The organism is Candidatus Methylomirabilota bacterium (genome assembly GCA_036002485.1).
Classification (GTDB): Bacteria; Methylomirabilota; Methylomirabilia; order Rokubacteriales; family CSP1-6; genus AR37.
The window spans coordinates 1-6254 of sequence record DASYTI010000179.1; the positions used below are offsets into that span (position 1 = coordinate 1).

The window sequence follows — 6254 nt, forward strand, 5'->3', positions numbered from 1 at the left end:
CGGGACCGGGGCCATGCTCTTGTACCGCGGCCTCCGCGGTGAATGCATGGTTTACCGCATGCTCGGGATCGACCGGGCCGACGACCAGCAAGGCCGCCGCGGCAGTCTCGGCGTCAAGGTCGAGCGGTCGGTCTCCATGGAAGAGCCGGCGGAAAAGATCTACCGCTTCTGGCGGGATTTCCGCAACCTTCCCACCATCATGCCCAATGTGGAATCGGTCAAGGTGGACTCGCCCACGCGGTCACACTGGGTCGTGAAGGGCCCGCTGGGGACCACCGTCGAGTGGGATGCTGAGATCATCAACGACAAGCCGAACGAGCTGATCGCCTGGCGCACCGACGGCTCGCTCGTGGAGCATGCCGGGTCGGTCAACTTCGACGCGAGGCCCGACGGCACCACCCTCGTGCGCGTGGAGCTGCAATACAATCCGCCGGGTGGGGAGCTGGCGCACATGGTCGCCGCGCTCTTCGGCGCGGACCCCGGCACCCGCATCGAGGAGGACCTGGGACGCCTGAGAGACGCGCTGGGGCGCGCGCATGAAGACCGAGCCGGGCTCCAGCCCGCGACGGCCAGCGCTCTCGGCCTCCGGCCCCCCGCTGCGGATACGCGATAGTCTCGAGATATCGATGATGACGCCGGGCACTCCGGTCGAAGGGGGAGTGCCCGGCGCGGAGGCAGCACCACCGCCCGCCGCTTGACAGGGAGGACCCGGCTCCGCGATTCTCGACGGCGATGGCGACGGCCGCGACGCGTCCTGTCGATCTGCATCGCCCGGAGGTGATCGTGGACTTCACCTGCCGGGACGGCATCCTCTACGTCGTTCTCAAGAACATCGGCGCGCGCAGCGCCTACCGCGTCACCACGCGCTTCGACAAGCCCTTCTCCGGCCTGGGCGGGCGCAAGCCGATCGCCGACCTGCGGCTTTTCCGCCGCCTGGACTTCATGCCTCCGGGCAAGGAGTTCAGCCAGCTCGTCGATCCGATCACCATCTACATGAAGCGGCGCGAGCCGGCGCGGCTCACGGCCACCATCGCCTACCGGGATCGGGAGGGCGCACGGTTCGAAGATGTCATCACCCACGATCTCCGCATCTATCAGGACCTCGGCGAGGTCCGGCTCGCGCGGCCGCCCGAAGCGCGCTGAGCCGCTCACGCGACAGGGAGGATTCTCATGGCCCCACCCGCGCGGCACGATCCAGCCCCCGCCTTCAACTTCGTGGTGGAGATCGATGGAATCGCCGTGGCGGGTTTCGCGGAGTGCTCCGGGCTCTCGAGCGAGACCGATGTCATCGAGTACCGCGAGGGCAACGAGCGCACGCTCGGCGTCCGCAAGCTCCCCGGGCTCACCCGCTACGGCCCCGTCACTCTCCGGCGCGGGATCACCACCAGCCGCGAGCTCTGGGACTGGCGGCAGAGCGTGATCGACGGTCAGATCTCGCGCCGCGCCGTTGCCATCACGCTGCTGAGCGAGGGCGGCGAGGCGGTGCTGCGCTGGTTGCTGCGCGACGCCTGGATCGCCAAGTGGGAGGGCCCGCACCTCCGCGCCCGCTCCAGCGAGGTGGCCATCGAGAGCGTCGAGCTGGTCCACGAAGGCATCCGGCTCGAGTCGGCGGGCTGAGGACGAAGCGCGATGAGCGAGGTTCGGGGGTGGATCGACGCGGCCGAGAGCGTGGTGGTCTTGACGGGCGCCGGCATCTCCACCGACTCGGGCATCCCCGATTTCCGGGGCCCCCAGGGCGTGTGGACCCGAAATCCCGGGGCGGAGAAGCTCGCCACGCTGCAGAACTACGTGGCCGAGCCCGACGTGCGCAAGCGCGCGTGGCGGAGCCGCCTGGAGTCGCCGGCGTGGACGGCCGAGCCCAATGCCGGCCACCGTGCCCTCGTCACCCTCGAGCGCCGCGGCAAGCTCGACACCCTCATCACCCAGAACATCGACGGCCTCCACCAGGCGGCGGGCTCGTCGCCCGCGCGGGTGGTCGAGATCCACGGCACCATGCGCGAGGTGGTGTGCCTCGACTGCGGCGAGCGCGCGCCCATGGAGCGGGCCCTCGCTCGCGTGCGGGCGGGCGAGGAGGATCCGCCCTGCCGCTCCTGCGGGGGCATCCTCAAGTCGGCCACCATCTCCTTCGGCCAGAGCCTCGTCCCCGAAGATCTCCGACGCGCCGAGCGAGCCGCCGCCCGCTGCGATCTCATGCTCGCGGTGGGCACCAAGCTGTCCGTGTTCCCGATCGCCGGCGTGGTGCCCGTGGCCAAGCGGGCCGGCGCCCGCGTGGTCATCGTCAACGCCGAGCCCACGGAGATGGACGAGCTGGCCGACGCCGTCCTGCGCGGGTCCATCAGTCAGCTCCTTCCGCCCATCGTGGAATGACCAAGGCATCAGGAGGACATGACCGACATGCCAGCTCGTAGCGGCCAGGAGTACATCGATTCCCTGAAGAAGTGCGCGCCGAGCGTCTACCTGGGGGGCCGCCGCGTCACCGACGTCACCGCCGAGTCCATCTTTCAGGAGCCCATCCGCGCCATCGCGGAGCAGTACGACATGCAGGTCGATCCGGCCTACCGCGAGGTGATGACGTATCCGTCGCCCACCACGGGGCATCCGGTGTCCACGTCGTTCCTCATCCCCCACACGCGCGAAGAGCTCGTGAAGAAGCGCAAGCACTTCAAGCTGCGCGCCGACCACAACTTCGGCTTCATGGGCCGGGCCCCCGACTTCATGAACCAGTTCGTCACGGGATGGCACCTCATGGCCGACCGGTTTGCCCGCGCGGGCGCCCGCTTCGGAGAGAACGCCACCCGCTACTACGAGCACGTGCGCGAGCGGGATCTCTTCCTCACCCACATGCTCATCAACCCGCAGATCGACCGATCCAAGACCTCGGCGCAGCAGGAGGATCCGTTTCTCCATCTGGGCCGTGTCGGGGAGACCAGCGAGGGCATCGTCGTGCGCGGGGCCAAGATGCTGGGCACCATGGCCCCCATCACGGAGGAGGTCGCGGTGATTCCCTTCGGCGGGATACCGCCGGGGGACGACGCCTATGCCCTCGCCTTCGCCATTCCCGCGAGCACGGCCGGGCTCTCCTTCCTCTGCCGTGAGACGGTGGCGCCCCCGCCGCGGTCGCGCTTCGACCACCCGCTGTCGAGTCGCTTCGAGGAAATGGACTGCATCGCGGTGTTCGAGGACGTGCTCGTCCCCTGGGACCGCGTGATGGTCGAGGGCCGCTCGGGCAGCGGCGAGATCATCAACACGTTGGGGGCCGACTTCGGCGCTCTCCTCAACGTGCAGACGTCCGCCCGCATGCTGAGCCAGCTCGAGTTCTTCTGCGGGCTCGCCATGAGGCTGGCCGATGCCATCGGCATCACCGGCTTCCTGCACGTGCAGGAGAAGCTGGGGGAGATGCTGAGCCAGATGGAGATCGCCCGCGCCGTCTTCTACGGGGCGGAGGCGATGGCCCAGCGGCTCGACAACGGCGTGTGGGTGCCGGGCGGACACGGCCTGCGCGCCTTCCACCTGCACACGGGCAAGATCTACAGCCGCTTCGTCGAGATCGTGCAGACGCTCGCGGCCGGCGGATTCTTCTATGCGCCGAGCGAGGCCGACCTCGCTAATCCGGAGCTCCGGCCCCTGATCGACAAGTTCGTGCGCGGGCGCGCGGGCATCTCCGCCGAGGAGCGCATCGCGCTCTTCAAGCTGGCCTGGGACGTGACGGGCGAGACCTTCGGCCAGCGCATGGCGCAGTACGTGCGCTTCTACTCCGGTGACCCGATCCGGCTGACCGCGGGCTTCTACATGCAGTACGACAAGGCGCCGCTCCTCGAGATCGTCGAGCGGGCGCTGGGACGGCGCGACAGCGAGCGCATCCCGATCTCGCCGGATAACCCGGCCGGGGCCATCCCGTACCAGCCGGACACGCGCGGGATGGCGGGGACGTACGCGACAGGATCCCTGCCGACGAGGCAAGATCAGCGGGGCTGAGGGCGTGCTCGAGCTGGGCCAGGTCGTCCTCGGGGTCCGGGACCTCGAGGCGGCCACGCGTCGCCTGGAGGCCGAGGGGTTCGCGGTGCAGGACGGCGGCGTGCAATCCCGGTCTGGGCACCGCCAATCGCATCATCCCGCTAGGCGGCCAGTACCTCGAGCTGCTCGGGGTGGTGGACGAATCGCTCGCGAGCTCGAACTGGTACGGTCGCGCCCTCCTGAATCGCATCGCCGATGGAGACCGCCTCGTCCGCTGGTCCCTCCGCACCGATCGGATCGAGGAGATCGCGGGCCCGCTTGGGCTGATTCCCGAGCGGCGCTCGCGGATGCGGCCGGACGGCCGACCGCTTCACTGGCGCGCCGCGGGCCTCCAGGCCGCCGCCGAGCATGGCTGGCTCCCCTTCTTCATGCAATGGGACGACCCCGCGGAGTTTCCCGGAGCGCTGCCCACCCGGCACGAGAACGGGGCACGCGCCGTCGCCTGGCTCGAGCTGTCCACTCCCGATCCGGGGCGCCTCCACCGCTGAATGTCGGGCGGGGAGGCGCCGGTCCGCCTCGCGGAGGGTGCGCCCGGACTGCGTCGCGTCGCGGTGGCGACGCGAGATGGCGAAGTCGTGCTGGGCTAGCTCAGGCCTTGGCTGGCGGTCGGGGCGTGACGTGCCCGCACTTTTCACAGGTGCGGTGGGTCTCGCTGCCGTAGAACTCCTCGTAGGCGCGCGAGACGGGATCCTCCCGATAGTCCCCGACGTGCTTGACGCTCTGGTGAAGCTGGGTGCCGCACTTCTCGCAGTACCACGTGAACCGGTCTTGCTCCTCCGGGCGCCGCTTGCGCTCGAGCACCAGGACGAAGGAATCGGGCGAGAACCGCGGAGAGTGAGGCGTCCCCGCCGGGCAATAGATGATCTCGCCCTCGCGGACCACCGCCACCTTCTCCTCGCCGCCGGGCGTGCGGTAGTGGAGGTTCATGTCACCCTTGATCATGAACATGACCTCGTCGCTGGGGTCGCTGTGGAACTCGCTGCGATGCTCGCGCCCGCGCGCCACGAAGGCGATGCTGTCGGGCGCCTGCCAGAGGACGGTGTTGGGCCGGGAGGAGTTGCGGATGGTGGTCATGACCTGACCGAGGTCGACGGCTCGCATCTCATCCATCGAAGCGCTCCCTCCTGGCTAGGGGTTTCACCGAGGCTTTCCTCCTTCGCCGATCAGCCGTCGCCATGCCGCCGAAGGGCCCGGCAGTCTTGATGAAATCCGGCCAGTCCAGGCGCCGCCTGAGGCCCCTCCGCCATTGAAAAGTCCCCCGCAAAGATTGAAGAGTCCTCCGTAAAGGTCGGGGGAAACTGGCGCGAACTCTACACCTCGCCGCGCCTCGGTGTCAAACGTCAGACTGATGCCAAACACCTTGACCTCAAAGGTTTTTTGGGCTATTCTCCATTAGTGGAATTGGCGATTCCCTCCCCCGCGGCAGCCAGTCAGAGGCCTTTATGATCCGCAGCATGACCGGGTACGGCCGCGCCGAGATGGCCGGGGCCCGCCTGAGCCTCTCCGTCGAGTGCAAGTCGCTCAATCACCGTCACCTCGACATCGCCCTCAAGCTGCCTCGAGCGTTGTCCGGGCTCGAGCTCGATGCGCGCCGGATCATTCAGGTCGCGATCCACCGGGGCCGAATCGAAGTGAGCGTGAGTGTCGCGCCCGTCGAGGGAGCCCCTTCAAACAATCTCGCCGTCAATATGGCCCAGGCGCGTGCGTACGTGGACGTGGCTCGTCGCGTCGGCGACGATTTGAAGCTGGGTGGCGAGCTGGACCTCCAGTGGCTCCTCGAACAGCCCGGCGTCATCTCGCGCGAGGAGACAGCGCCCCTCGGGACGGAGGAAGGCTGGCCCCTGCTTCATGACGGGCTGGACAAGGCCCTCGCTGAGCTCTGCGCCCGGCGCGAAGCGGAAGGCGCCGCGCTCGACAAGGAGCTCCGCGCCCTCCTCGCCGCGATGGGCGAGCACGTCGGCGTGGTCGCCGCGCGTGGTCCCCTCGCCCTCGAGCGCAAGGAGCAGCGGCTTCGCGAGCGGGTCCAGACGCTCCTGGCCGGCACGCCGCTCGACGAAGGGCGCCTGGCCACCGAGGTCGCCATGTGGGCCGAGAAGAGCGACGTCACCGAGGAACTGGCGCGGCTGCGTTCGCACATGGGCGAGTTCGCGCGACTGCTCGACGAGGGCGGGCCGGTCGGCCGCACCCTCGACTTCCTGATCCAGGAGATGAATCGCGAGGTCAACACGCTGGGCTCCAAG

The 6254-nt window shown here is 68.9% G+C and carries 8 protein-coding genes; 7 read left to right on the top strand and 1 reads right to left on the bottom strand.

The annotated features are described in order from the left end of the window. The 6 genes from VGT00_16815 to VGT00_16840 all read left to right on the top strand — a co-directional run. Positions 1-613, top strand: a 613-nt coding sequence (locus tag VGT00_16815; protein HEV8533088.1) for an SRPBCC family protein, incomplete at its 5' end; no start/stop codon positions are given. Between the two features lie 119 nt (positions 614-732). Next, a complete protein-coding gene (locus VGT00_16820) occupies positions 733-1143 on the top strand; it encodes a hypothetical protein (protein ID HEV8533089.1) in 411 nt (136 codons plus the stop codon). A gap of 27 nt (positions 1144-1170) precedes the next feature. Continuing rightward, the gene (locus VGT00_16825; GenBank protein ID HEV8533090.1) at positions 1171-1617 is read left to right on the top strand and encodes a phage tail protein; all 447 of its coding nucleotides are present in this window, start codon (positions 1171-1173) and stop codon (positions 1615-1617) included. A 12-nt stretch (positions 1618-1629) separates the two neighbouring features. Then, positions 1630-2367 (top strand): Sir2 family NAD-dependent protein deacetylase, encoded by a 738-nt coding sequence (locus VGT00_16830; protein ID HEV8533091.1) that lies wholly within the window; start codon positions 1630-1632, stop codon positions 2365-2367. 27 nt (positions 2368-2394) lie between these two features. After that, the gene (locus tag VGT00_16835; protein HEV8533092.1) at positions 2395-3975 is read left to right on the top strand and encodes a 4-hydroxyphenylacetate 3-hydroxylase N-terminal domain-containing protein; all 1581 of its coding nucleotides are present in this window, start codon (positions 2395-2397) and stop codon (positions 3973-3975) included. 113 nt (positions 3976-4088) lie between these two features. Then, entirely contained in the window at positions 4089-4502 is a 414-nt protein-coding gene (locus tag VGT00_16840; GenBank protein ID HEV8533093.1) for a VOC family protein, read from the top strand. Positions 4503-4602: 100 nt separating this feature from the next. Here VGT00_16840 and VGT00_16845 read toward each other — a convergent pair whose 3' ends face one another. Beyond that, entirely contained in the window at positions 4603-5124 is a 522-nt protein-coding gene (locus tag VGT00_16845; protein ID HEV8533094.1) for a 3-hydroxybutyryl-CoA dehydratase, read from the bottom strand. A gap of 344 nt (positions 5125-5468) precedes the next feature. Here VGT00_16845 and VGT00_16850 point away from each other — a divergent pair. After that, a partial coding sequence (locus VGT00_16850; protein HEV8533095.1) for a YicC/YloC family endoribonuclease occupies positions 5469-6254 on the top strand: 786 nt, incomplete at its 3' end.

Bases quoted from the DNA above. Each gene is read 5' to 3' on its own strand.
- VGT00_16820 (HEV8533089.1), top strand. From the start codon at position 733: ATGGCGACGGCCGCGACGCGTCCTGTCGATCTGCATCGCCCGGAGGTG.
- VGT00_16825 (HEV8533090.1), top strand. From the start codon at position 1,171: ATGGCCCCACCCGCGCGGCACGATCCAGCCCCCGCCTTCAACTTCGTG.
- VGT00_16830 (HEV8533091.1), top strand. From the start codon at position 1,630: ATGAGCGAGGTTCGGGGGTGGATCGACGCGGCCGAGAGCGTGGTGGTC.
- VGT00_16835 (HEV8533092.1), top strand. From the start codon at position 2,395: ATGCCAGCTCGTAGCGGCCAGGAGTACATCGATTCCCTGAAGAAGTGC.
- VGT00_16845 (HEV8533094.1), bottom strand. From the start codon at position 5,124: ATGGATGAGATGCGAGCCGTCGACCTCGGTCAGGTCATGACCACCATC.